A 24,770-nucleotide genomic window follows, 5' to 3' on the forward strand; every position below is an offset into this window, starting at 1 on the left:
CCATGACCAACACCGTCGACTTGTCCCCGCTGGGGAAAACCTCCGCCTACCGCACCGATTACGCGCCGGAACTGCTGTTCCCGATTCCACGCCAGGGCAAGCGCGATGAAATCGGCCTGGGCAGCGGCAGCACCCTGCCCTTCTACGGCGTCGATATCTGGAACGCCTACGAAATCTCGTGGCTCAACGCGCGCGGCAAGCCGCAGGTGGCGATCGCCCGCATCACCGTGCCGGCCGATTCGCCCAACATCGTCGAATCGAAGTCCTTCAAGCTCTACCTGAACTCCTTCAACCAGACCCGGCTCGACAGCGTGGTCGCACTGAAGAACCTGCTGCAACAGGATTTGTCGAACGGCTTCGGCGCCACCGTGCACATCTCGCTGACCCAGCCGGAAGAATTCGGCATGGTGGAAATGGGCGAGCTGGACGGCCTGCTGCTGGACCGCCTGGACATCGACGTCGACCACTACAGCCCGGCGCCCGAGCTGCTGAAGGCCGCGCTGGACGAGGAACCGGTCGAGGAAAAACTGGTGTCGCACCTGCTCAAGTCGAACTGCCTGGTGACGGGCCAGCCGGACTGGGCCAGCGTGCAAATCCATTACGCCGGCCCGCAGATCGACCAGGAAAGCCTGCTGCGCTACCTGATCGGTTTCCGCGAGCACAACGAGTTCCACGAGCAGTGCGTGGAGCGCATCTTCACCGACATCCTGCGCCAATGCCAGCCTCAGCAATTGGCCGTGTACGCCCGCTACACCCGCCGCGGCGGCCTCGACATCAACCCTTGGCGCAGCAACTTCAGCACCGCCCAGCGGCCGCCGAATCTCCGTGGCGCACGTCAATAAATCTGGTGCTTTTTCCAATCAAATCAGAAAAATCAGGCGTATGATGTGCAGATGACGCGCCGTTGTTCGCAACAGCGCGTCGTACGGCCACAGCGGCCTGAAAACGCGCAAAAATCGGAAATTCGCCCCAGACCCTGGCGAAAAACCGGCGTTTTCCGAGATTTCTACTCAGAAATAGCGATTCCTTTCTTTGGTGCACATACCGCCCAGCCCGCGCGTCGGCTGGCCGACATAAACGCAACGGTAGGCGCGAGCGATTTACTGTTACATGGCGCAGAAACAAGCCTATAATTCTGCTCGCATGCCACCTTTGTGCGTTGCAACATTTTATGTCGCGTTATGAATAACCTTAGCAAAATACTCTCACTTGAAAACGTGCAGCTGGACCTGGAAGTGTCCAGCAAGAAGCGCGCTTTCGAGCAAGCCGGCCTGATTTTCGAAAACAACTGCGGCATCGCCCGCTCCACCGTCTCGGACAATCTGTTCGCGCGCGAGCGCCTCGGTTCGACCGGTCTGGGCCACGGCGTCGCCGTGCCGCACGGCCGCATCAAGGGCATGAAGAGCCTGAAGTCGCCGCTGGCGGCGTTTGTCCGCCTGGCCGAGCCGATTCCGTTCGAATCGCCGGACGGCAAGCCGGTCAACCTGCTGTTCTTCCTGCTGATCCCGGACCACGTCACCCAGCAGCATCTGGAGATCCTGTCCGAGATCGCCGAGATGTTCTCCGACGACGCCTTCCGCACCGCGCTGAGCACGGACGCGGACCCGAAATCGGTGCACTCGCGCATCGTCAACTGGATGCCCAGCCTGCAAGCCGCCGGTTGAGATCGCCGGGGTCGTCAAACTATAGGTTAAACTAAGGTTTAGTTCATCCTCTTGCAAAGACGACCCATGCTGCAAACTCCGCTGACGATACAAAGGCTCTACGACGACAATCGCGAAAGTTTGCAGCTAGGCTGGTTCGCCGGCTTCCCCGGCGGCGAGCGCCTGATCTCCGGCGACGTCGCCTCGGCCGCCGACCAGGTCGGCCACTTGAACACCATCCACCCGGGCCGCATCCAGGTCTTCGGGCACCAGGAAATCAATTACTACCAGCGCTTGAAATCGCTGACGCGCGCCCACGTCATCGGCGAGCTGATCGCCGGCGGGCCACCGGCGCTGATCATCGCGCAGGGACTGGAAACGCCGCCCGACATCCTCGCCATCTGCGACGAGAAAAACATTCCGCTGTTCTCCACGCCGCTGCCGGCCGCGCAGGTGATCGACTTCTTGCGCGTCTACCTGTCGAAGAAGCTGGCGCAGCGCATCATCATGCACGGCGTGTTCATGGACGTGCTGGGCGTGGGCGTGCTGATCACCGGCGATTCCGGCTTGGGCAAGAGCGAGCTGGGGCTGGAACTGATTTCGCGTTCGCACGGCCTGGTGGCCGATGACGCGGTGGAGTTCTCGCGCATCGCGCCGAACATGATCGAAGGCCGCTGCCCGGCGCTGCTGCAGAATCTGCTGGAAGTGCGCGGGCTGGGCCTGCTGGACATCAAGGCCATCTTCGGCGAGACCGCGGTGCGCCGCAAGATGCGCCTGAAACTGATCGTGCACCTGGTGCGGCGCGGCGCCGCCGACGAAGAAGTGGAACGCCTGCCGTTCCAGTTCCCGACCGAGGATGTGCTGGGCCTGCCGATCCGCAAGGTCGTGATCCCGGTGGCGGCCGGCCGCAACATCGCGGTGCTGCTGGAGGCCGCCGTGCGCAACACCATCTTGCAACTGCGCGGCATCGATACGCTGCAAGAGTTCATGGAGCGCCAGCGACAGGCGATGAGCGGCGACTAAGTACAGCCTGGCTTGGCCCACACGCTGTCCGCCGGCCCATGCTGCGCGCGGCGCGCAGTCAAACGCGCCGCATACGCAAACAGCAATGCAAACACCAGCGCCGTCACATCGACGCCGATGGCGGCCATGCTGCCATGCGCCCACCATCCCAGCGACGGCAGCAGCAAAGCCATCAACGAGGTCAACGGAATCGCCAACGCGCCCAGCGCGCACAAGGCCAGCAGGTGCACCGCCGCGCGCGATGCGCCGCGCCAGAACGCCCACGCCAGCGCCGCCAGGAACACGCAGTAATACACCGTCAGGTAAGCCGAGTTGATATTCTCCGCCGCCGCAAACAACCATTTGCCGGCGACGATGGCGAAGGCGACGCCGGCCATCGATCCCAAGCACACGCCCACCGTGGCCGCCGCCATCACCCGCGTGGTGATCGACTGCTGCGGCACCGGACCATTGCGCAACTGGTTCTTGCGCCGCTTCTCCACCCACAGCAGATTGCCCGAGTAGAACAGGAACGCGCCGCTGGCCCCGAACAGGAAATACACCCAGCGCATCAAACTGCCGCCGTAGCTGCCGAAGTGCAGCGCGAACATCGGCGCCACCACATCGCTCCACGCATCGCCCTTGCTCGGCAACATGCTGGTGTCGATCACCTTGCCGGTGTAGGGATGGATCATCACATAGCCGGTCTCCGCGCCCCGCACAAGATAGCGCGGGCTGGCCACCGCCGCCCGTATCATCGGACGCGGCGTTTCCAGGCCCATGTACATCAGCTCCGCCACCTCGAAACCGGGCGCCTCGCGCCGCACGGCCGCCACCAGCGCGCTGGCCGGCTGCAGGTCGCCGATGTGGTGCGGCGCCGCGTCGGCGGCGCGCCGCGCGAACATCGGCTGCTCGCCATAGACCACCTTGGCGATGCCGCCGTAGAATTGGTCGTGGAAGGCAAACACGATCACCGTCACGCTGATGACGATGTGGTACGGCAGGCTGGCGATGCCGACGATGTTGTGCGCATCCAGCCAGAAGCGCTTGTGGTTCTTGCCCGGCCGCAGAGCGAAGAAATCCTTCACCAGCGTCGGCAGCAGCAGGATCACGCCCGAGACCAACGCCAGGAAATACATGATGCCGGCGATGCCCATCAGATAAGCGCCGATGTACTCGTCGCCCAGCCGTCCCGGGATGCCGCCGGTCCGGTGCAGCATGTCGATCAGCTCCGCCAGCAACGACGGCACTTCCTCCTGCACCAGCAGCTTGCCGGACGGGTCCAGCGCAGCATGCCAGCGGGTGGCCGACACATCGATGCTGCGCTCGCCCTCGCCTTCGCTCCAGCTGACCGGCGCGGCGACGTTTTCATGCTGCTGCAAGTGCAGCGTGAACTCTTTCCGCGCCGCCGGCTTTTGCGCCAGCAGTTCGCGTACCAGCTGGTCGGTTTGCGCCACGGGCATGGCCGGAAGCGCGTGCGCCGGCGCGCTGATCCAGCGGTCCAGCGGCTGCTTGAACATGGTCAGCGCACCGCCGAAGAAACCAATGAACAACAGCATGCCGGCGCAGATGCCGACCCAGGTATGCAGCGACTGATAGACGCGCAATATATCGCTACGAATTTTCATAACAGTCCTCGCGCATGAAACAGTGCGGCATACGCCACCGCATTGGCTGCCGACAGCCACAGCACCGCGCGCAAGCCGGTGCGGAACAGATAGACGAAGGCAAACACCGGCATCCAGAACACGGCGACGCTCCACATGACGGCCTGCGTCTTGTTCGGCGCGGCGATGCCGCCGGGGCCGTACCACGCCAGCAAACCCGCCAGCGCGAACGCCAGCGAGAAGCCGAGCACGGCGCCGGCAAAGGTCTTGCTCCACCAGTCGGGAGCGATCTTGTGGTGCGTCTTGTTATGCATCGCGACGCTTCAACAGAGAAAGGAAAGGCAGCGTGCTGAAGGCCAGCATCTGCACCATCAGCCACGCGAACACGGCGGTCAGCGGGCTGTAGTAGTACAGGCCGCAGGCTAGCGCCAGCATCAGCAAGCCGGCGCCGGACGCCCTCGCCGGCCAGGCCGGCAGGGGCGCGCGCAGCCAGCCCTGGTGGCGGTGGCTCAGGTACAGCAGCACGCACGCCACCAGCGTCAACAACAACGCGACCAGGGGGATCAGCATGGCTTAGAACGCATACGCTGCGCTAACGTAGTAGTTGCGGCCCAGCTCGAACGTCTGGAAGCTTTTGTTCTTCTGCTCCAGGTTCACGTCGGTCAGGTTCTTCACGCCGAAACGCAGCGTGATGTTGCGGCCGGCCTTGGCCGATGCCGACACGTCGACGCGGGTGTAGGCCGGCAGCATGGCGGCGTCATAGGATTGCTCGCCGGTGTAGTGCGCCGCCAGCGCGCCCTGCAGCCACGCGGCCGCGTTCCAATTCAGGCTGACGCTGGCCATCTGGCGCGGACGGTTATCCAGCTTGGCTTCCTTGCCGGATTGATCGGTGTAGTTCGCGTTCAGGTGGGTGTAGTTGCCGCTGATCGACAGCGTCGGGTTGATGACGGCGTCGGCCTGCAACTCGATGCCGCTGGTCTTGGCCTTGGCGACGTTGAGCCACTTGCGCGACGGTGGATTGGCGCTGTAGATCGAGTCGATCATTTCCTTCACATCATTCTTGAAGGCCGCCGCGCTGGCGTTCAGGCCCTTGCGGTGGAACTCGACACCGAACTCGTAGTTGATGCTGGTTTCAGGCTTCAGGTCTGGGTTGCCGTTCAGGTAGCAGCCGCCGCCGCAGCTGACGATGCTGTAGTCCTTGACCAGCTGATAGGCGTCCGGCGCCTTGAAGGCCTTGTTGACGCCGCCCTTGACGGTCCACTCCGGCGTCGCCTGGTAGACCAGGTAGGACTTCGGCGTGAAGTGGTTGCCGAAGTCGGTGTGGTCTTCGCGGCCGGCCAGCGTCAGGCTCAGTTGCTTGGTCAGGGCGATTTCATCTTCCACGAACACTGCGGAGCGGTCGGTGGTCGACTGGCCGGTGGTCAGGTAGGACAGCGGATCCTTGACGACCTGGCGGCGCAGGTCGACGCCGGCGGTCACGGAGTGATTGCCGAACTCGGTGCTGCCGTAGACCTTGGCGGAGGTGTTCTTCTCCCGCAGCACGCGCTGCTGCGGCTTGTTGTAGCGGCTGTTGAAGTCGTCGATGCGGGTCTCTTCCTGGCTCAGGAAGGCGGTGGTACTGCCCCAACCCCACAGCGCCTTGTGCGTCACGCCGAAGGTGCTGCGCTTGATGGTCTGCGCGCGGAAGTCCTTGGCGGTGTAGTTCCATTGCGGGTTGTAGCTGTAGTAGAACATGCCCAGCGGACGCTCGTCCTTGTTGTAGCCGAAGTCGAAGTCCAGGCTCTGGGTTTCCGACAGCTTCCAGGTCAGCGTCGACACCAGGTTTTGCGCGCGCTTCTCTTCCAGGCGCGGCGGGCGGGTCGGGTCGGCAGCGCTGGTGCTGTACCAGGGCTTGCGGTCGTAGTCTTCGCCGGAAATCGACAGGCTGACGGCGTCGTCGATGGCGCCGGCCACCGAGGCGCCGAGGCGGTACTGGTCGCCCTGGTCGCCGCTGGCGATGGTGCGGTACTCGCCGGTGACGGCGCCGCTCCAGTCCCTGGTCGGGGTCTTGGTAATGATGTTGATGACGCCGCCGATGGCGTCCGAACCGTACAGCGCCGCCATCGGGCCGCGCACGATTTCCACGCGCTTGATGCTGTTGAGCGGAATCGAGCTGAAGTCGAAGTCGCCGCCGCGCCACAGCGCGCCGGTGGAGGACAGGCGGCGGCCGTTGACCAGCATCAGCGTGTATTTGCCGGGCAGGCCGCGGATCTGGATCTCGTCGCGGCCGGTGCCGTCGCTCTGGTTGTTCACGCCCACGGTTTCGCGCAGCAGGTCGGCCAGGCTGTTGACCGGCGACTTGGCGATATCGTCCGCCGTCAGCACGGTGGTGAAGGCCGGGGCCGACGCCAGATTATGTTCGCGCAGGGTGGCGCTGACCACCACCGTCCCCGCATCCTGCGCATCCACGGCGCTGGCCGCCATCGCCGGACCAAAACCACATACGCCGGCTATCGCGGCAACCATCGTTTTTTTTGTAAAAGACATTCCCATCCCTGCGTTCCGAAAAAAATGAATGCAAATGATAATTATTTACATTTAGATTTGCAAGGAATTTAGTATCTTTTTCGCATTATTGCCGGGACAAAAGATGGTCATTTTCGGCAAGCTTGGCCGGGCTGCGGTATCATCGGGGACTATGCGCATCGTACTCATTACCGGTATTTCCGGCTCCGGCAAATCCGTCGCCCTGAACGTCCTGGAGGACACGGGGCACTATTGCGTCGACAATCTGCCGCCTGCCCTGCTCGCCAGCCTGGTGGACACCCTGGTGGCCGAAGGAATGGAAGCGCTGGCCGTGGCGGTCGATGCGCGCAGCGCCGCATCGCTGGCGACGCTGCCGGCCGACGTCGAGCGCCTGCGCCAGCAAGGGCACGACGTCAAGGTGATGTTCTTGACCTCGAACACACATTCGCTGGTGGCGCGGTTTTCGGAAACGCGGCGCAGCCATCCGCTGTCGCACGAATTGCGGCCGGGGCAGAACCCGGCGGCGCGGCGCACCCTGATCGAGTGCATATCGGAAGAGCGCGAACGGCTGTCGCCGATCGAGCAGCTGGGCCATGTGATCGACACCTCGGAGCTGAGCGCCAACAAGCTGCGGGCGTGGGTCAAGGATCTGGTGGCGATCGAGCGCGCGCCGCTGATCCTGTTCTTCGAATCGTTCGCCTTCAAGCTGGGCGTGCCGCTGGACGCGGACTTCGTGTTCGACGTGCGGGCGCTGCCCAATCCCTACTACGACCTGACCTTGCGTCCGCTGACCGGGCGCGACGCCCCGGTGATCGACTTCCTTAACGCCCAGCCGAGCGCGCTGGACCTGATGAACGACATCCGCGTCTTCATCGAAAAGTGGCTGCCGTCCTTCAAGACCGACAACCGCAGCTACCTGACGGTGGCGGTGGGCTGCACCGGCGGCCAGCACCGCTCGGTCTACATGGCAGAACAACTGGCGGCCTACTTCCAAAAATCCGAACGCGTCATCCTGCGCCACCGCGAGCAGGCCTAAGCGATCTCGATATCCAAGCCGCGAAACGACTAACTCGTCAATGGAGGCGAGATCATGGCTGAGAAATTTACATCCTACGATCCGGCGCAAGCACTCAATAGCCGTGAGGCCGTCGAAGTGTTTATGGCTGACGCTTTCGATACCGGCGATGCAGCGCATATCGCCGCTGCGCTGGACCTCGTTGCCAAAGCAAGCGGACTGGCACGACTAACCGGCGAGCCATCGTTGAAAACGACGTTGGAACTGATGCACGCTTTCGGGCTGAAACTCACGATTGCCGCCGTCCCTGCCAGCGTCTCATAACGCTGGCAGGGCGCGCGTGCGCTCAGTCCAGGTGGCGCAGCGGGTGTGCGTAGTCCGGCCATACCGGCTGGAAGAAACGCTGCACCATCGCCTCGTCGACCGCGTCCAGCGACGACGGCTTCCATTGCGGCGCATTGTCCTTGTCGATGACCAGCGCGCGCACGCCTTCGATCACTTCGCCATCCTCGAAATTGTGGCGCACCAGCGTGCGCTCCAGGCGCAGGCACTCGGCCACATCCAGCGCGGCGCCGCGCCGGACCAGCTCGTGCGTGACGCACATCATCAGCGGCGAACGGGTCGCCATCGCCTGCAGCGTCTTTTGTGCGAAGGCGCTGTCATCCGTCTTCAGCGAATCGACGATGGCGGCCACCGACGCGGCGCCAAAGTGGCGGTCGATGGCGGTGCGTTCGGCCGCCAGCCGGCTCTCGCCAACGGCCGCGCGGAACGGCGCGGCGAAGGCCGCAATGGCGTCCTTCAACTCCGCGCCCGGCGTCGACTCCAGCAGCGACGACAAGGCCGCCATGTCAGCGGCCGGCACGTAGTGGTCGGCCAGGCCGGCGTACAGCGCATCGGCCGCGCCGATGGTAACGCCGGTGACGCCCAGGTAGCTGCCCAGACAGCCCGGCGCGCGCGACAGGAAATAGCTGCCGCCCACATCCGGGAACAGGCCGATATTCACTTCCGGCATCGCCATCTTGGTGCGCTCGGTGACGATGCGCACGCGGCAGTCGGGACCGCCCTGCGCCACGCCCATGCCGCCGCCCATGACCACGCCGTCCATCAGCGCGATATACGGCTTGGGATAGAAATGGATCAGATGGTTGAGCGCATATTCCTCAGTGAAGAAATCCTCGACCAGCGCGCTGCCGCCCTGCGGCGTGGCGCGGCCGTTATCATAGAAGAAGCGGATATCGCCGCCGGCGCAGAAAGCCTTCTCGCTGCTGCTGCGGATGACGACGGCGGCCACGCCGCTGTCGTCGCGCCATGCCATCAGCGCCTGCGTGATATCGCGCACCATCGCCAGCGACAAAGAGTTCAAGGCCTTGGGCCGGTCCAGTGTGATGAAGCCGGTTCCGTTGCTGACGCTGGTGTGGACGTATTCGCTCATGAGGTGCTTGGGTTCGTTGAGAAAACCCTATTCTACTGCGACTTGCGCGCCGCCAGATGCTCAAGCGGATTGGGCAGATTCAGGTCGCCGCCCAGCCGGGGCTGGAAGTTGGCCTTGGCCGGCATCAGCTCCGCCCGGCCCTCGTGCCGCGCATAAATGATGGCGAACGACATTTCGCTGGCGTTGGCGCGCTCCTGCGTAAAGCCGGTGGCCTTCTCCATCGCCGACGGGTCTTGCGCGGCGGCGATGGTGAAGCGCATCAGCTGGTCCAGCTTGGGCGCATGGATATCCAGGATGGACGCGCTCATCACCAGCGGCACGGCGGCGAACACGTGGTAGTGCAGCGCCTTGGCGCCGCGCTCCATTTCCGGCGGCAGCGAACCGTCGGCCGCCACCTGCCCCATCGCATGCTCGAAGACCTTGCGGCCCCAGGCCAGATAACGCTCGTCGCCGGTGACGCCGCCCACCGCCGTCACCGCCAGGCCCTCCCAGTAGTAGTGGTTGTTGCGCGTGCCCTTGTGCGCGTCGGAGTGCGCCATGGTGGCGTCGGCCAGCGTCTTGAACCAGCTTTCAATCGCTTGCCGCTGCGCCGCGCTGGCGGCCGGCTTGACGCGGGCGTAGCTCAGCGCCATGCCGCCCAGCGTCCACTTGCGTACATACCAGGCTTGCTCGCTGGACAGCTTGCCGGTCAGCGCCCGCTGTCCGGCCCAGCTGTTCAGCCAGTCCAGCGCGCAGGCGGCGTCGCCCTGGCTGGCGCTCTTCGCGACCTGGGCCAGGAAATCCTCGATGGGCTTGGTGTTGGCGATGTTGCGCGCGCGCAGCACCGGGTCAATGACAGAGTGATGGGCATCCGTGTAGTAGCTGTTGGCGTCGATGTCCATCATGGCCGGCGGCGGCGCGGCACAGTCCAGGGCCATGGCGGCCGGGACGGCTAGCGACAGCAGTAATCCGGTAAATAATTTAGCTCGTTTCATAAGATTCCTGTCAGAAGGTAGCGCTCAGTTTGACTTGGTAGGTGCGGCCGTCGACATCCAGACGGCGCGGTTTCAGATACGTGCCCTCGTATTCCTCGCGCACCGCGTTCGTCATGTTAAATGCATCGAAGGAAATCTTGTAGCCGCCATCGAAGGTGTAGCTGGCCGACATGTCCAATTGGCCGCGCGCCTTGACCGAGCGCGCCGCGCCGTTGAAGGTGCCGCCGGCCGCCAGGTCGTAGTCGTCGCGGTAGTTGTACACCGCGCGCACGCCCCAGCTCCTGGTTTCGTAATAAGCGATCAGGTTGTAGTTGTTGCGCGAAACACCAGGCAGCGTGGCCGGCGAGCCGTCGTCGTTCTTGCCCTTGATGGTGGTGTAGGCATAGTTGAAGGCGCCGCCCAGGTTGTTGAATGGCGCCGGCAGGAAGTCCAGGTTTTGCTGCACGTTGAACTCGACGCCGTTGACCTTGATCGCCTGCTGGTTGGCCTGGCCGTTGATCACCACCTTGGCCGCCTGCATCGACGGCGCGGCGGCGGTGCCGACATTGACCAGGATGTCGCTCATGCAATTGCTGCCCACCACCGTCAGATGGCCGAGGCCGAGTGCGGTGGCGTCGGCCGGGCACAGGCGGGCGATGTCGCGCACCGGGCCGACCAGGCCCTGCACGTCCTTCTGGAACACGGTCAGCGCCACCAGGCCGTTCGGGCGGTTGTACCACTCCAGCGCCAGGTCGTAGGAATTGGCCTTGTACGGCTGCAGGTTGGCGCTGCCCAGCGTGACGTTGTAGGTCGGCGTGACGGAGCCTTCGGCCGGATCGGTGATCACCGTGGCCGGCGTGATGTCGCGCGGCTGCGGCCGCACGAAGGTGCGGTAGGCGGCGGCGCGCAGCGCCAGCTTGTCGCTGAGGTCGGCCTTGGCCACCAGCGACGGCAGGAAGTTGCGGTAGGACTGCTCGAACTCGCGCGGCGTCTTGCTGGTGACGACCTTGGTGCCGCCGGGGATGATGACGGTGGTGTTGTTGGTGTCCACCGAGTTGACGGTTTCACGCGTGGTCTCGTAGCGCGCGCCCAGGTTGCCCTTGACCGGCACGCCCATCAGGCTGGTGCCGAAAATGCTGGCCACGTAGGCCGACGAGATGCGGTTCTTGACCGAGAAATTGTAGGACGAGAAGCCAGGATCGGCGTCGTTGTTGACCAGCCCGTACTGGGTCAGCGTCTGGCCCGGCAGCTGCGTCACCGGCGTGACGGCCTTCAGCACCGACGGGATATCCACCGCCACCCAGTTCTTGGTGTAGCCGGGAATGTAGCCGTTGGCGAAGGTCGGCACATAGGGATTGGCGATCGCCAGCGCCGACGAGATCGCCGAGAAGTTGATGCCCTGCGCGGTGTTGCGGGTGCCGCTCGATACGAAGTCGTTGTTCTCGAAACGCAGGCCGGCCTTGACCGACTTGAAGAAGCCCTGCTCGAAGCTGCGCTCCACCGAGCCTTGCACCGAATCGACCGAGGTCAGCGCGCGGCCGTTGGTGCCGGTGACGCCGAAGCGGTCGTTGCCGTTGTTGCGCGCCTGCGTGACGGAGGTGCCCGGCCGCTGGTCGTACGGGCCGGGATTGATGTGGCTGACGGTCGGCGTGAACAGCGTCAGCACCGAGTTGGCCAGGTCGTCGCCGCCCGAGAAGTAATGGCCGTAGACGCCGTTACTGGCCGGCAGCGTGCGCGCCGATTGCACGATGTCGATCTCCAGCTGGTCGGAACGGTTTTCCGCGCGCGAGCTGTGGAAGGCGCCGTTGACATGCCAGTCGTCGTTTTCCCAGTCGATGTCGCCGGTCAGGCCATGCGTCTTCTGCCGCTGCGGCGCCGAGCGCAGCGAGTCGGTGATGCTGGCGTTGGCGTAATCGTAGGAATTGATCATGGCCTGTTTGCCAACCACGCCCAGCGGGCTTTGGGTGTCGATGGTGAAGATGGGGCCGAGGTTGGTGATCGGCGAATTGACGGTCGGGTCGATATAGTTCAGGTACTGGTTGGACGAGCCCAGCTTGCGGTCGCTGAAGTAGCCGGTCAGGTTGGTGCGGGTGGCGCTGTTCATGCGCCAGCCTATGCCGGCCGCGCCGCTGTTGGTGGCGCCGGTGTTGGCGGTGACGGTCTGGCGGATCTGGCCGGGGAACAGGATGCCGGTCGGGTACTGCGATTTCGGATACAGCGCATCGAACTGCGCCTGCGTGATGCCGAGGTTGCTCGGCGCCAGCGTATCGTAGTCCTGGATCTGGGTCGAGTCGCGGCGGAAGTTTTCCTTCTTGTACGCGTAGACGCCGAACACCGCCAGATCCTTGCCGAAGTGCTTGTTGTAGGACACGGTGGCGTTGGGCGTGCTCAGGCGGCCCAGCTCGTCGTATTCGTCGCCGATGGTGACGCCGCCGCCATCCTTGCGCGCCAGCGCGGAATTGATGCGCAAGTCGATATTGCCGCTGAGGCCGCCCGGCTGCTCGGCTGCGGTCGGGCTCTTCAGCACGGTGACGGCGCTGAAGATGTCCGAGTTGAACGCACCCAGCGGCGTCGAGCCGTTCAGCACCGGCTGCGCGAAGGACATGCCGTTGATGGTGGTCAGCGCGAAGGTGCCCGGCAGGCCGCGCAGGTTGATGGTGGCGTTGCGCGAGCCGGCTTCGCGGTTGATCTGTACGCCGGGGATGCGCTGGATCGCCTCGCCCACGTTGAGGTCGGGGAAGCGGCCCAGGCCGTCGGAGGAAATGCTGTCGGTGATTTCCAGCGTATCGCGCTTCATGTTGACCGCGTCCGCATACGATTTGCGGATGCCCGTCACCACCACGGTGGCGGCGCTGTCGGTCTCCTGCGCCCAGGCCGGCGCGCTGGACAGGCTGAGCATGGCGAGCGCGACGGCGGCGCTCAGCGGATGGATGGCTAGTTTCTGCATTGGATAGTCTCTCTTTATATTTATACTGTTTATACATTAAACAGGAAAACGTTTAACTTTCCAATTAAACCAGCTTTCCAAGGTAAACGCTATTGGTTTACGCTAGCAAAAACCGGGGATAGACAGCAGGAGAAAAATCGTTTACCGTAAACCGTGGGGGCGCAAAAAAGGGCGCCTTTGCGCCCTTAGTTGGAGGTGCCGGGGCCGTTGTTATAGGGCGGCGGCAGCGGGTTCGTAGCTATCCGGGAGATGCTTGATCGCATCGTGGCCGTGCTCTTGGACCTTGGCTTTGTACTTCATGACCTGGCGATCCAGCTTGTCGATCAAGGTATCGATGGCGGCGTACAGGTCTTGCGACAGGCTTTCCACGTAGACGGTTTTGCCCGACAGACGCAGGTTGATTTCAGCCTTCTGGCGTTTCTCTTTCTCTTTAAGGTTATCTACAGTCAGGATGACAGCAATATCAATCACTTGATCAAAGTGGCGGGTGACGCGCTCAAGCTTGTTCTGCACATATTCACGGATGGCCGAGGTCACTTCGAGATGATGTCCACTGATGGTGAGATTCATACACACTCCTAGAGATAATGTCGCTTCTTACGGTTAGTGCGTAGCCCATTACTGCCGGGCGCGCAGGAACCAAAATAACTACAAAGACTTGCGGAGACTGACTGGCGGGATTTTCAACGCTTCGCGATATTTGGCAACAGTTCGTCGCGCAATCACCATGCCTTGTTCTCCCAGCATGTCCGCAATCTTACTGTCGGATAAAGGATTTTTCGGGTCTTCTGCTCCTGTCAATTGCACGATGAGTGCGCGTATCGCCGTCGAACTTGCTTCCCCCCCCGCTTCGGTGGCGACATGGCTACCAAAGAAATATTTCAACTCAAACATGCCATGCGGGGTCAGCATATATTTTTGAGTTGTTACACGAGAAATAGTGCTCTCGTGTAGACCCAGTGTATCAGCAATTTCACGAAGCACAAGGGGGCGCATGGCAACCGCGCCGTGCGAGAAAAAGTTCTTTTGTCTTTCTACTATCGCTTGTGCGACGCGCAGGATCGTGTCGAAACGCTGGCGCATATTCTTGATCAGCCACTTGGCTTCCTGCAGCTGCGCGCCCATGGCGCCCTCGCCTTTTCCCTGCTTGAGCAGGTTGGCGTACATGGCGTTGACACGCAGGCGCGGCATGACGTCGTTGTTCAGGCTGACCTGCCAGCCGGTGCGCGATTTCTTGACGATCACGTCCGGCACCACGTAGTCGGACACGTCCGATGCGAAGGCCGAACCCGGATGCGGATTGCACTGGCGGATGACGGTTTGCGCCTCGCGCAAATCCTCGTCGTCGCACAGCAGCGCCTTCTTCAGCTTGTTGAAATCGCGTTGCGCAAACCAGGTCAGATGGTTTTCCACGATGGCCAGCGCCATGCGCCGCGTCACCATCGGGATACCCGGCAGGCGCTTGATCTGCAGCGCCAGGCACTCGGACGCATTGCGCGCGCCCACGCCCATCGGGTCGAAGCTTTGCAGCAGCGACAGCGCGGTGCGCAGTTCGTCGAGGTCCAGCTCCAGCTCTTCCGGCAGGCGCGCGAGGATTTCCTCCAGCGGTTCTTCGAGGTAGCCGTTTTCGTCCAGCGCATCGATGATCAGTTCGACCAGCGCGCGGTCGCGCATCTCCAGCACCGTCACGCGCATCTGCTCCATCAGGTGCTCGCGCAGCGTGCAGTGGCTGGCTTCCAGTTGCGGACGCGAATCCTCGTCGTCGGGCGCCTTGCTTCGGCCGGCGTCGCTCCAGTCGACATCGGCGTCGCTGCTGGTGCTCTCGGTGTCGGCGGCCGGGCCGTCGTAATTGTCAGCGTCGGCGGCAGGCGCTTCCTGGGCGTTGGGCGGGCCTTCCGGCGGCGCGTCGCCGACCGGGGCTTGCTGGCTGATGGCGCCGTCCGACAGCAGCCGCAGCGAGCGGTCCAGCGGGTCGTCGAGGCGCTCCAGCAGCGGATTATCGGTCAGCAGCTGTTCCAGTTCCTGGTGCAGCTCCAGCGTCGACAGTTGCAGCAGCCGTATCGACTGCTGCAATTGCGGTGTCAGCGCGAGGTGCTGAGACGTGCGCAGTTGCAAAGACTGTTTCATGGGTTTTACATGCGGAAGTGTTCACCCAGATACACGCGACGCACCGATTCGTTGGCGATGATGTCGTCTGGCCGGCCTGAAGCCAATACCGTGCCCTGGTTGATGATATATGCGCGGTCGCAGATGCCCAGCGTCTCGCGCACATTGTGATCGGTAATGAGGACGCCGATGCCGCGTTCCTTGAGGAAGCGCACGATGCGCTGGATCTCAATCACGGCGATCGGGTCGACCCCGGCGAATGGTTCGTCGAGCAGCACGAAGCGCGGGTTGGTCGCCAGTGCGCGCGCGATCTCCACGCGGCGGCGTTCACCGCCCGACAGCGACAGCGCCTGGTTTTCGCGCAGCTTTTCGATCTGCAAATCGGCCAGCAGGGTATTGAGCCGTTCATCAATGGCAGCCTTGGATAAAGGCTTGCCGTCCACTTTCTGAATTTCGAGGACGGCGCGGATATTTTCTTCCACCGTCAGCTTGCGGAACACCGACGCTTCCTGCGGCAGGTAGGACAAGCCGAGCGAGGCGCGGCGGTGGATGGGCAGCGAGGAGATATCGGTGCCGCTGATATCGATGCTGCCGGCGTCCGACGGCACCAGGCCGACGATCATGTAGAACGAAGTGGTCTTGCCGGCGCCGTTGGGGCCGAGCAGGCCCACCACTTCGCCGCATTCCACTTGCAGGGACACGTCATGCACGACCTGGCGCTTGCCGTAGGTCTTTTGCAGGCCGCGCACGATCAGGGTGCTACCGCAGGATGCTTCCATGCTTACTTCTCCGTGGCCGGTGGCGTCGGGGCCGCAGGCGCGGTCGGACGGATGGTCGGCTGGATCACCATGGTGCCGCGGCCGGCGCCCGGCTTGCTCTCGCCGGTGACGCTGTTCTTCACCGCGAACTGTTCCTTGCGGCTGTCGTAGGAAATGAATTCGCCGTCGACTTCATCGCTGAGGCGGCCGCCTTCGAGGCGGCGGATCTTGGCCTTCGAGAACAGTTTGACCAGGTCGGTCTTGTTGCTGTACTCGATGCGTTCGGCTTCGCCTTCGACCCACTGGTCGCCGGCGCCGTCGCGCTTCTGGCGGAAGGTGGCGGGCGTGCCCGCCGTGCTGGTCAGCACGACGAAGTCATAACCCTCAGGGTCGGTGGTCATCACCGCCTTCGGCGACTTCATCAGCAAGGTGCCGCGCGTCAGCACCACGTTGCCGATCAGCGTCTTGATCTGCTTGACGTCGTCGATCTGCAGGTCGTCGTAGTTGATCGTGGTCGGTTTGTTGGCATCGGCTTTTTCAGCGTGCGCGGCGGTCATCGCCAGCAGCAGCATCGTGGCCGAGAGTATCAATTTCTTCATCATCATTCCATTCATCATCGTTGGTTACTCAGCGGGCATCGCGCGGCGGCATCACCAGCTGCCCGCGTCCGCCCAGTTGCACCTGGCGGGTGGCGTTGTTGGCCTTCATGCCGACGCCGGTGGCGGTGGCCTTGCCTACCTCCAGCACCACCGGGCTGGCGGTTTCCATGCGTTCTTCGTCCGGGTAGACGGTCAGCGTCGGCGTGGTCATGTGCAAGGCCTGCGCCTGCGGCGTGGCCGGCCGCACCACGTCCACATTACCATTGAGCTTGACGCGCGTATTGCCCTGGTCGACATGGGCGGTATCGGCGTGCATATTCATCGGCGGCTGGTCGCCCGACAGGCTGTGCACATACGGCTTGTCGATGTCGGACGAATCGTCGATCGGGCGGTGGGTCAGCTTGTCGCCGGAAATGATGTAGGCCGGCTGGCCGGACTTGTTCATGCGTACCAGGCTGAAGCGGTCGATGATGTAGTCCGGCTCGTTGCGGTGCTGGTCTTCCTGCGCTTCCTGGCCGGCCTGGTTGACCACCTGCACCAGCCAGAAGCTGCCGACGGCGACAAACACGCCGACCACCATGACGATGGTCAGCTGCCAGCGGTGGGCTGTTCTTTTACGCATGGCCGCTCCGTTACACCAGGAATTGCGCCATCACGCGCGGGTAAGTGCCCTGCGCGTGCAGCAGCAGCTCGCACACTTCGCGCACCGCGCCGCGGCCGCCGTGGGCCACGGTGATGTGGTGGGCGCGCTCCAGCACTTCGGCGCGGCCGTTCGGCACGGCGACGGCGAAACCGACGCGCGTCAAAATCGGCAGGTCGACCACGTCGTCGCCGATGAAGCCGACCTGCTCGGCGGTGAGGCCGGTCTTTTCCAGCAGCGCGTTGAACGGCGTCAGCTTGTCGTGGCCGCCCTGGTGCAGGTGGACGATGCCGAGGTCGGCAGCGCGCCTGCTCACCTGCGCGGAAATACGCGCGCTGATGATGGCGGTCTGCACGCCGGATTCCTGCAACAGCTTGATGCCCAGGCCGTCGTGCACATTGAAGGTCTTCAGCGCTTCGCCGTCGGCGCCGTAGTGCAGGCTGCCGTCGGTCAGCACGCCGTCGACGTCGAAGATCATCAGCTTGACGCGCGCGGCGCGCTCCACGTAGGTCAACTCGGTCATCAGATCACCTTGGCGCGGGTCAGGTCGTGGATGTGCAGCGCGCCGACCAGCTTGCCGGCGGCGTCCGTCACCAGCATCTGGTTGATGCGGAACTGTTCCATCACGGCGACGGCGTCCACCGCCAGCTTTTCCGGCGAGATGGTGCGCGGGTTGGCGTGCATGACGTCGCGGATCACGACCTTGGTGAAATCCTGGACCTTCTCGATCATGCGGCGCAGGTCGCCGTCGGTGAACACGCCGATCGGCTTGCCGTCGGCGTCGACCACGGCGGTCATGCCCATGCCCTTTTGCGTGATCTCCAGCAGCGCGTCGGTCAGCTTGACGTCGGCGGTCACTTGCGGCACGGCGTCGCCGCTGCGCATGACGTCGCGCACATGGGTCAGCAGGCGGCGGCCCAGCGCGCCGCCCGGATGCGAGCGGGCGAAATCTTCTTCCTTGAAGCCGCGCAGGTCCAGCAGCGCGACGGCGATGGCGTCGCCCAGCGCCAGCGTGACGGTGGTCGAGGTGGTCGGCGCCAGGTTCATCGGGCAGGCTTCCTTGGCCACGGCCACGTTCAGGTGGACGTCGGCGATCTCGGCCAGGCTGGAGCCCGGCTTGCCGGTCATGGCGATGACCTTGCTGCCCATGCGCTTGACCACCGGCAGGATGGTCATCAGCTCGGCGCTTTCGCCGGAATACGAGATGGCGATGAAGGCGTCGTCGGCCGTCACCATGCCGAGGTCGCCGTGGGCGGCTTCGGCCGGGTGCACGAACAGCGCCGGCGTGCCGGTCGAGGCCAGGGTGGCGGCGATCTTGCGGCCGATATGGCCGGACTTGCCGATGCCGGACACGACCACGCGGCCCTTGCAGTTCAGCAGCAGGGCGATGGCCTGCACGACGCTGTCGTCGGCGTCCAGGCGGGCATTGAGGGCGGCGATCGCCTCTGCTTCGTTCTGCAGGGTGTCGCGGGCCAGCCGCAACGCATGCGCGGCCATATTTGCGTCAAAAGCTTTCAGCATTGTTTTTTCATGGGTTACACTCATGCCCAAGTATAGCCGAATTGAGAAAGCAAAAAACTTGCCAGTCACAACATAACGCCCGCATCGGTCGACAAACAACGAAATTATATTTACTGGCTATGTTGATATGACGTTTTCACCCTTGGAATTAACATTGTTGTTATTGGGGAGCGCGGTGCTGGGCGTCGTCGCTTTCCGCATGATGCATCTGCCGCCGATGCTGGGCTACCTGGCGGTCGGCATCCTGATCGGCCCCCACGCACTGGGGCTGGCCGAGTCGAGCGAGGCCTTCCATTCGCTGGCCGAATTCGGCGTGGTGTTCCTGATGTTCTCCATCGGGCTGGAATTCTCGCTACCCAAGCTGATGGCCATGCGCGGCATCGTGTTCGGGCTGGGCATGGCGCAGGTGGTGCTGACCATCGTTGCCACCATGCTGTTCGGCTGGACCATCGCCACCCAACTCCCCCCTTCGATCCATATCGGCTGGCAAGCATCGTTCGCGCTGGGCGGCGCGCTGGCGATGTCGTCGACGGCCATCGTGTCAAAAATGCTGACGGAGCGGCTGGAGCTGGAGAGCGAGCACGGCCGCAAGATCATCGGCATCCTGCTGTTCCAGGATCTGGCCGTGGTGCCGCTGCTGATCCTGATCCCGTCGCTGGGCCAGCGCCCGGACGCGCTGGTCGAGACGCTGGCCTGGGCCGGCGTCAAGGCGGTGATCGTGCTGGCCCTGCTGCTGTTCTTCGGCCAGAAGCTGGTGCGCGGCTGGTTCACCGTCGTGGTCAAGCGGCGCTCGCAGGAACTGTTCATGCTGAACCTGCTGTTGATCACGCTGGGCGCGGCCTGGATCACCGAGCGCGCCGGCCTGTCCCTGGCGCTGGGCGCCTTCGTGGCCGGCATGCTGATTTCCGAAACCGAATACAAGCACCAGGTGGAGGAAGACATCAAGCCCTTCCGCGACGTGCTGCTGGGGCTGTTCTTCATCACCATCGGCATGCTGCTCAACGTGCAGCTGGTGCTGGCGCACTGGTGGCTGGTGCTGGTGCTGCTGGCGGGGCCGGTGCTGCTGAAGTTCGCGCTGATCGCCGGCCTGGCCAAGCTGTTCGGCGCTTCGGACGGCGTGTCGATGCGCACCGGCCTGGCGCTGGCGCAGGCGGGCGAGTTCGGCTTCGTGTTGCTGAACCTGGCGGGCGGCAGCAATCTGATGGACCCGTTCATCATCCAGGTGGTGCTGGCGTCGATGGTGCTGTCGATGCTGGTGGCGCCGTTCATCATCTCCAAGTCGGACCAGATCGTGATGAAGGTCTCCAGCAACGAGTGGATGATGCAGTCGCTGGCGCTGACCAAGATCGCCAGCCGCACCATGTCGACCAACAAGCACGTGATCGTGTGCGGCTTCGGCCGCAGCGGCCAGAGCCTGGCGACGCTGCTGGGCGAAGAGAACATCGACTACCACGCGCTGGACCTGGATCCGGAGCGGGTGCAGGAAGCGCAGACGGCCGGCCGCCACGTGTCCTACGGCGATGCGGCGCGGCGCGAGAGCCTGATCGCGGCCGGCATCTACCGCGCCAGCGCGGTGGTGATCACTTACGCCAGCACGCCGTCGGCGCTGAAGGTGCTGCACCTGGTGCACGAGCTGGCGCCGACGCTGCCGGTGATCGTCCGTTCCTACGACGATACCGATCTCGACCTGTTGAAATCGGCCGGCGCGGCGGAAGTGGTGCCGGAATTGATGGAAGGCAGCCTGATGCTGGCCTCGCACGCGCTGGTGATGCTGGGCGTGCCGCTGCGGCGCGTGGTGCACCGCGTGCAGACGGCGCGCGAGGAGCGGTATGCATCGCTGCGCGGCTACTTCCACGGCGCCAGCGATGCCGGTGAAGAGGCCGATCTGGAGCGGCTGCATTCGGTCACGCTGAGCGGCAGCGCGGTCAGCGTGGGCAAGGCTTTGGGCGAGATCGATGTCGCGGGCGCGGGTGCGGAAGTGACCAGCATCCGGCGCGGCAAGGGGCGGCTGGACGTGGCGCCGGACGTGGTGCTGGAAGCGGGCGATGTGGTGGTGCTGCGCGGCGCCGCCGACGCCGTCAACCGCGCCGAGCAGCGGCTGCTGCGCTAGCCGTCATTCCCGCGCAGGCGGGAATCCATGCTGAGCATCTATAGCACGCGTCGTATGGATTCCCGCTTTCGCGGGAATGACGCATTCTTACGCCTGCTCTACCGGATCGCGGCTGACCACACGGTTGCGGCCGGTTTCCTTGGCGACGTAGAGCAAGCTATCGGCGTGCGCCACCCAGGCGCGCGCGACGGCCGCCGGATCGCCTTCGGCTTCGCCCGGATTCAAACACGCCACGCCGATCGACACCGTCACCGACAACTGCAATTCCTGCGACAGCGCGATCATGCTGCCCGCCACGCTGGCGCGGATGCGCTCGGCCACGAAGGCGGCGCTCTCCAGGTTGGCGTCGATCAGCAGCACGACAAACTCTTCGCCGCCGAAACGGGCCAGCGCATCCGACGTGCGCAGCTCGTTCTTGATGCGGCTGGCCACCTCGCGCAGCACGTCGTCGCCGCCACCATGGCCGACGGTGTCGTTGACGCGCTTGAAGTGGTCGATATCGATGTACATGAAGGAAATCGGATACTGCTGCCGCCGCGCCCGCGCTATCTCTTCCAGCAGACGGCGGTCGATATAGCGGCGGTTGTACACGCCGGTCAGCGAATCGGTCAGGCCGATGTACTTGAGCATCTCGTTACTGATGACGTTTTCCAGGCAGATGGCGATGATGGACGCCATGTGCTCGATGAAGTCGGTCCCCAGGCTGGGCGTGAAGCGGGTCGGGTCGCAGCTGCCCAGGTTCAGGCTGCCGATGATGCGCTTGTTGCGCAGCAGCGGCACCAGCGCCACGCTCTGCAGGCCGGCCGGCGGCTGCGGGAACGGCGTCGCATGGCGCTGGGCGTCGTACATGCCCAGCAGCGGCTTGGGCGTCGGCGTGTAGGCGTTGCGCTGGCCCAGGTCGAAGCCCAGGCCGTCCAGCGTCTCGACGAAGATCAGCTCGGGAAAATCCTCGAACACCACGTCCAGCTTGGCCATGACGGTGCGGATGTCGGCGTCTTCGTCGATCAGCGTCAGCGTCACGCTGTCGAGCTCGGAGATCACCGGCAGCACGCGGAAGATGGTGCCTATCAGTTCGGGGAAATTGGCGGCGCTGACGATATCCAGGTCGAAGGCCTGGTGGCGGGTCATGATGGAATGGTTGCGCTCGGCCTGCTCAAGCAGGTAAGCCATGCGCGCACGCAGGGCCTGGTTTTCGGCCGCCAGATCGATCGCGCGCGCGGCGTGATCGGTCTGCGGCGTGAACTTGCCTGTTGCAGTTTGCGTCATATATGCCCTTACTCATCAGCTAGTTTCATGCCAGATGCCACATTACGCCAAGTTTTAGCACTTGGGAATGCCTGTCCGCGTTAAAACGCCAATGTGACGACGATTTCCTGCCCCACGCGCACGCGCTGGCCCTCGCCGGCGATCAAAATGCTGTTCATGCCGAAACACAGGGCGCCGTCCACTTCCGGCTTGGCGCGGTAGCTTTGCATGATGTCCAGCGGGTCGGGGCCGAATTCGCCGGTGGCCTGGTTGACTGACGGCATGGGGCAACGCGGGCAAGGCTTGACCGGTTTCAGCATGGCGTCGCCGAACTGGAAGGTGTCGGCGTAGTCCTCCTCGAAGGCTTCGATGCCGGAAATGACAAGGTTGGGACGGAAGCGGTTCATCGGTATGGCGTCGCGGCCGGCGCGGCGCAGCTTGTCGTTCAGGTCGTCCAGCGAGGCGGCGCCGGCCACCAGCACCGGGTAGCCGTCGGAGAACATGGTGGTGGCGGCCACGCCGTTGGTCCACTTCTGGCTGACGGCGCGCTCGGCCTTGGCGTGGAAGCGCGCCAGGCGGCACGGCACGCCGATGGCCTTGCTGAACCATTCGGCGGTCAGCTCGTCGCAGTCGTAGGCCAGCACGGTGTCGTCCCAGACCTGGGTGGTCAGCGTGGGAGCGAGGTAGGGGTCGGGCAGGTCCAGCGGGATTTCCAGGCACAGCATGCCGGGCGCGCGCAGCTCCAGCCGGCTACCCTTGATGCTGGGGATGATCAGCGCCATGCGCGGATGTTCGCGCTGGGTCAGGCAAACGCCGGCGCCGTCGACCACCATCCATTCGCGGTCGTAGATCTGCTCGGTCATCAGACCGGTGGTGGTCAGCGTCGCTTCCTGCAGCGACATGCCGCCGCAGGATTTGATCGGGTACAGCGTGATATCGGAGAGGATGGGCATGCTTGGGCACCGGTCGTTGGGCAGATGTAAACATTGCCATTATACGATCAAGCGGCGCCGGGCCGCTTGCCGTGGGCCGCCCCTCCTCTCAGTGCTGCATTACTCCTCGGCCTTGGCCGCGGCCTTGGCTGGACGCGGGGTGCGCGCCGCAGCAGGCTTGCGGGCCGGCTTGGCTGCAGGCTTGGCCTTGGCAGGCTTGGCGGCTGGCGCCGCGTCCGCCGATGCGCCTGGAGCCGGCGCGGCCGGAGCCGCTTCGACCGCTGCCGCAACAGGCGCTGGAGCTGGTGCCGGAGCCGGTGCAGCGGCTGCCGCTTGCGACTGCTCGCCCTTCTCCGCCGCGCTCTTGCCGCCGCGTGCATTTTTCGCGCCCTTGCCGCCCTTGGCCGCTGCCTCTTCCGTCTTCGGCTTGGCGGCTTCCTTCAGCTTGCGCGCAGGCGGTTTCTGGCCGCTTTTCTTCTTGGCCGGAGTTTCCTCGACCACGACCGGCACTTCGACGACAGCTTCCACGGCCACCGGCGCCTCGGCAGCAACATCTTGCTGGCCCTGGCGTTCGCCCTGCTTGCGGCCGCCGCGATTGCCGCGGCCACGGCCACGGCCACGATCGGACTCGGCGGCTGGCGCCGCATCCTGCGCGACTACCGCTTCAGGAGCCTCCGGCTGGCCGGCCAACTGCTCCGGCTCCACATAGGCATGCACTGCCGGCTCGGCATCGTCCGCATCGCCATTCGCTTGCGCGGCGCGGGCCTGCTGGGCTAGACGCTCGGCCTGGCGTTCCGCGAAACGCTCGGCGGCGGTGCGGCCGCGGCCACGGCTGCGGCGCGATTCCTGCTTGCCGCCGTCCTGGCCATCGCCCTGCGCGCCGTCGGCCGACGACGATTCGCCGCCCTGCAAGCCCGGCGTCGGCACGCCGGTGCCACGGTACACATACGCGCCGGATTTCTCGTCGCGGCCGAATTCCAGCAGGCCGCGCGCCTTGCATTCCTCGATCAGGTTGCCGAAGGTGCGGAAGCCGTAGTAGGACTCGCTGAAGTCCGGCTTGCGGCGCTTGATCGCCTCTTTCAGCACGGACGCCCAGATCTTGCCGCTGTCGCCGCGCTCGGACACCAGCGCCTCGAAGGTATTGGCGGCGATTTCCACCGCCTGGTTGCGGCGCTTGTCCATCTCTTCGCGGCGGGCGCGTTCCTCTTCCGGCGAGCGCTTGACGGCCGGCTTGGTCTCGTTGCTCGATTCGCGCTTGGCGCGGCGGCTCTCGCGCACCAGGTCGTCGTAGAAAATGAATTCATCGCAGTTGGCCACCAGCAGGTCCGAGGTCGACTGCTTGACGCCGACGCCGATCACCTTCTTGGCGTTCTCGCGCAGCTTGGACACCAGCGGCGAAAAATCGGAATCGCCGGAGATGATGACGAAGGTGTCGACGTGCGACTTGGTGTAGCACAAGTCCAGCGCATCGACGACCATGCGGATGTCGGCCGAGTTCTTGCCGGACTGGCGCACATGCGGGATTTCGATCAGTTCGAAGTTCGCCTCGTGCATCGGCGCCTTGAAGCCCTTGTAGCGATCCCAGTCGCAATACGCTTTCTTGACCACGATGCTGCCCTTGAGCAGCAGACGTTCCAGCACCGGCTTGATGTCGAACTTGTCGTAGTTGGCGTCGCGCACACCGAGCGCCACGTTTTCAAAATCGCAGAACAGCGCCATGCTGACGTTATCGTTGGAAGAAGCCATGAAGAGTAT

General features: G+C 64.0%; 23 protein-coding genes. 6 read left to right on the forward strand and 17 right to left on the reverse strand.

The window, feature by feature from the left end; translation table 11 throughout:
• Positions 1-2: 2 nt before the first annotated feature.
• The 3 genes from queF (at position 3) to hprK (ending at position 2,666) form a co-directional block, all read left to right on the forward strand.
• A complete protein-coding gene (gene queF, locus GEV01_RS28560) occupies positions 3-842 on the forward strand; it encodes an NADPH-dependent 7-cyano-7-deazaguanine reductase QueF (RefSeq protein ID WP_152809507.1) in 840 nt (279 codons plus the stop codon).
• Positions 843-1,181: 339 nt separating this feature from the next.
• A complete protein-coding gene (locus GEV01_RS28565) occupies positions 1,182-1,664 on the forward strand; it encodes a PTS sugar transporter subunit IIA (RefSeq protein ID WP_070271991.1) in 483 nt (160 codons plus the stop codon).
• A gap of 66 nt (positions 1,665-1,730) precedes the next feature.
• Complete coding sequence (gene hprK, locus GEV01_RS28570) at positions 1,731-2,666, forward strand: HPr(Ser) kinase/phosphatase (protein ID WP_008444515.1); 936 nt, start codon at positions 1,731-1,733, stop codon at positions 2,664-2,666.
• Here the strand turns inward: hprK and GEV01_RS28575 are convergent.
• From GEV01_RS28575 to GEV01_RS28590, 4 genes are read right to left on the reverse strand one after another with little or no spacing between them, the layout of a single operon-like run.
• Complete coding sequence (locus GEV01_RS28575; RefSeq protein WP_152809509.1) at positions 2,663-4,273, reverse strand: PepSY-associated TM helix domain-containing protein; 1,611 nt, start codon at positions 4,271-4,273, stop codon at positions 2,663-2,665. The two genes, hprK and GEV01_RS28575, sit on opposite strands and share 4 nt — an antisense overlap.
• On the reverse strand, positions 4,270-4,566 hold the full coding sequence (locus GEV01_RS28580) for a hypothetical protein (protein ID WP_152809510.1): 297 nt from the start codon (positions 4,564-4,566) through the stop codon (positions 4,270-4,272). Before GEV01_RS28580 ends, GEV01_RS28575 begins: the two co-directional genes overlap by 4 nt.
• Complete coding sequence (locus GEV01_RS28585) at positions 4,559-4,822, reverse strand: hypothetical protein (protein WP_152809512.1); 264 nt, start codon at positions 4,820-4,822, stop codon at positions 4,559-4,561. Before GEV01_RS28585 ends, GEV01_RS28580 begins: the two co-directional genes overlap by 8 nt.
• 3 nt (positions 4,823-4,825) lie before the next feature.
• Positions 4,826-6,757: a TonB-dependent receptor domain-containing protein gene (locus GEV01_RS28590; RefSeq protein WP_175023271.1), complete on the reverse strand. Its 1,932-nt coding sequence runs from the start codon at positions 6,755-6,757 to the stop codon at positions 4,826-4,828.
• Positions 6,758-6,929: 172 nt separating this feature from the next.
• Between GEV01_RS28590 and rapZ the strand changes: the two genes are divergently transcribed.
• Together rapZ and GEV01_RS28600 are read left to right on the forward strand one after the other, a co-directional pair.
• Positions 6,930-7,793 carry an RNase adapter RapZ gene (gene rapZ / locus GEV01_RS28595; RefSeq protein ID WP_043479690.1) on the forward strand — a complete coding sequence of 288 codons (864 nt, stop codon included), beginning with the start codon at positions 6,930-6,932 and terminating at the stop codon, positions 7,791-7,793.
• A gap of 54 nt (positions 7,794-7,847) precedes the next feature.
• Positions 7,848-8,096, forward strand: a complete 249-nt coding sequence (locus tag GEV01_RS28600; RefSeq protein WP_152809516.1) for a helix-turn-helix domain-containing transcriptional regulator — start codon at positions 7,848-7,850, stop codon at positions 8,094-8,096.
• 22 nt (positions 8,097-8,118) lie between these two features.
• On the opposite strand, the gene GEV01_RS28605 is transcribed toward GEV01_RS28600, so the two are convergent.
• The 10 genes from GEV01_RS28605 to GEV01_RS28650 form a co-directional block, all read right to left on the reverse strand.
• Positions 8,119-9,204, reverse strand: a complete 1,086-nt coding sequence (locus GEV01_RS28605) for an enoyl-CoA hydratase/isomerase family protein (RefSeq protein ID WP_152809518.1) — start codon at positions 9,202-9,204, stop codon at positions 8,119-8,121.
• Between the two features lie 32 nt (positions 9,205-9,236).
• Complete coding sequence (locus GEV01_RS28610; RefSeq protein WP_152809520.1) at positions 9,237-10,178, reverse strand: alginate lyase family protein; 942 nt, start codon at positions 10,176-10,178, stop codon at positions 9,237-9,239.
• Between the two features lie 10 nt (positions 10,179-10,188).
• Complete coding sequence (locus GEV01_RS28615) at positions 10,189-13,104, reverse strand: TonB-dependent receptor (protein ID WP_152809522.1); 2,916 nt, start codon at positions 13,102-13,104, stop codon at positions 10,189-10,191.
• A 210-nt stretch (positions 13,105-13,314) separates the two neighbouring features.
• The gene (gene hpf / locus GEV01_RS28620) at positions 13,315-13,674 is read right to left on the reverse strand and encodes a ribosome hibernation-promoting factor, HPF/YfiA family (protein WP_070271983.1); all 360 of its coding nucleotides are present in this window, start codon (positions 13,672-13,674) and stop codon (positions 13,315-13,317) included.
• A 78-nt stretch (positions 13,675-13,752) separates the two neighbouring features.
• Complete coding sequence (locus GEV01_RS28625; protein WP_152809524.1) at positions 13,753-15,231, reverse strand: RNA polymerase factor sigma-54; 1,479 nt, start codon at positions 15,229-15,231, stop codon at positions 13,753-13,755.
• 5 nt (positions 15,232-15,236) lie between these two features.
• Positions 15,237-15,989, reverse strand: a complete 753-nt coding sequence (gene lptB / locus GEV01_RS28630) for an LPS export ABC transporter ATP-binding protein (protein ID WP_008444484.1) — start codon at positions 15,987-15,989, stop codon at positions 15,237-15,239.
• A 2-nt stretch (positions 15,990-15,991) separates the two neighbouring features.
• Complete coding sequence (lptA, locus tag GEV01_RS28635) at positions 15,992-16,567, reverse strand: lipopolysaccharide transport periplasmic protein LptA (RefSeq protein WP_152809526.1); 576 nt, start codon at positions 16,565-16,567, stop codon at positions 15,992-15,994.
• Positions 16,568-16,595: 28 nt separating this feature from the next.
• Positions 16,596-17,189 carry an LPS export ABC transporter periplasmic protein LptC gene (gene lptC, locus GEV01_RS28640; protein ID WP_152809528.1) on the reverse strand — a complete coding sequence of 198 codons (594 nt, stop codon included), beginning with the start codon at positions 17,187-17,189 and terminating at the stop codon, positions 16,596-16,598.
• A 10-nt stretch (positions 17,190-17,199) separates the two neighbouring features.
• Entirely contained in the window at positions 17,200-17,730 is a 531-nt protein-coding gene (locus GEV01_RS28645; protein WP_152809530.1) for a KdsC family phosphatase, read from the reverse strand.
• Positions 17,730-18,728 (reverse strand): KpsF/GutQ family sugar-phosphate isomerase, encoded by a 999-nt coding sequence (locus GEV01_RS28650; RefSeq protein ID WP_152809532.1) that lies wholly within the window; start codon positions 18,726-18,728, stop codon positions 17,730-17,732. The genes GEV01_RS28645 and GEV01_RS28650 overlap by 1 nt, the downstream gene beginning before the upstream one ends.
• Before the next feature lie 127 nt (positions 18,729-18,855).
• Here GEV01_RS28650 and GEV01_RS28655 point away from each other — a divergent pair, with 127 nt between their 5' ends.
• Positions 18,856-20,838 (forward strand): monovalent cation:proton antiporter family protein, encoded by a 1,983-nt coding sequence (locus GEV01_RS28655; RefSeq protein WP_152809534.1) that lies wholly within the window; start codon positions 18,856-18,858, stop codon positions 20,836-20,838.
• Between the two features lie 87 nt (positions 20,839-20,925).
• Here the strand turns inward: GEV01_RS28655 and GEV01_RS28660 are convergent, their stop codons facing one another.
• The 3 genes from GEV01_RS28660 to GEV01_RS28670 form a co-directional block, all read right to left on the reverse strand.
• Positions 20,926-22,104 (reverse strand): GGDEF domain-containing protein, encoded by a 1,179-nt coding sequence (locus GEV01_RS28660; RefSeq protein ID WP_152809536.1) that lies wholly within the window; start codon positions 22,102-22,104, stop codon positions 20,926-20,928.
• Between the two features lie 80 nt (positions 22,105-22,184).
• Entirely contained in the window at positions 22,185-23,036 is an 852-nt protein-coding gene (locus GEV01_RS28665) for an MOSC domain-containing protein (protein WP_152809538.1), read from the reverse strand.
• Between the two features lie 99 nt (positions 23,037-23,135).
• A complete protein-coding gene (locus GEV01_RS28670; RefSeq protein WP_152809539.1) occupies positions 23,136-24,761 on the reverse strand; it encodes an NYN domain-containing protein in 1,626 nt (541 codons plus the stop codon).
• Between the last annotated feature and the right edge of the window lie 9 nt (positions 24,762-24,770).

The sequence above is a fragment of the Rugamonas rivuli genome, from assembly GCF_009380165.1.
GTDB classification, from domain to species: Bacteria; Pseudomonadota; Gammaproteobacteria; order Burkholderiales; family Burkholderiaceae_D; genus Rugamonas; species Rugamonas rivuli.